Here is a 640-nt window from a genome sequence, read left to right as displayed (position 1 = left end):
CTCAATCGAGCCCGTTTTAAGCGGTTTATGATCGTCACCGTAAGTTTGTGGCCTCGCATCAATCAACTCAAAAACACGTTCACTCGATACCAACGCTTGTTGTAAAAGTGCAAGTTGTTGGGTCATTTCAATCAGAGGTTCGGTCACACGCGCCAAATAACTGATGAACGCATAAAGTACACCGACACCAATCAACTCGACACCATTAAAGCCAAAGATGGCAACTAAGCAGAGTAGGGCAAGGCCAGCCAACAGATCCATGAGAGGCCGCAGCAGATACCCGTTTAAGCGAATCACTTTTTTGGACGCGACCAAATGCTCAGCAGTGAGTTCGTTAAATTGTTTGTTAAAGCGCTCTTCTTGTTGCATCAGCTGAATCACGCTCATCCCTTGGATTGATTCGCTTAAGTTGGCGTTAATGTCCGTGAGCAAGTCACGCATTCTGCGATAACTCTCGGTACTGAGTTGTTTAAACAGATACATAAAGCCAATTACGATCGGTAACAGAACGAGAACAACCAGCGTCAACTTCCAACTCATGAAGAACATGACACCCAACATCACCACGATCATCACAACGTTCTTAACCACGGTCGCGATTAACAACTCGTAAAACTGCTGAAGTGATTCTGTATCATTC

General features: G+C 45.0%; 1 protein-coding gene. It reads right to left on the bottom strand.

Annotated features, from left to right (window positions below; genetic code table 11):
• On the bottom strand, positions 1–640 hold a 640-nt coding region (locus tag R7Z50_RS28400; protein WP_318149869.1), incomplete at both ends, for an ABC transporter transmembrane domain-containing protein.

The sequence above is a fragment of the Vibrio sp. 1249-1 genome (assembly GCF_033340495.1).
This window is presented reverse-complemented; position numbering and strand designations above follow the sequence as displayed.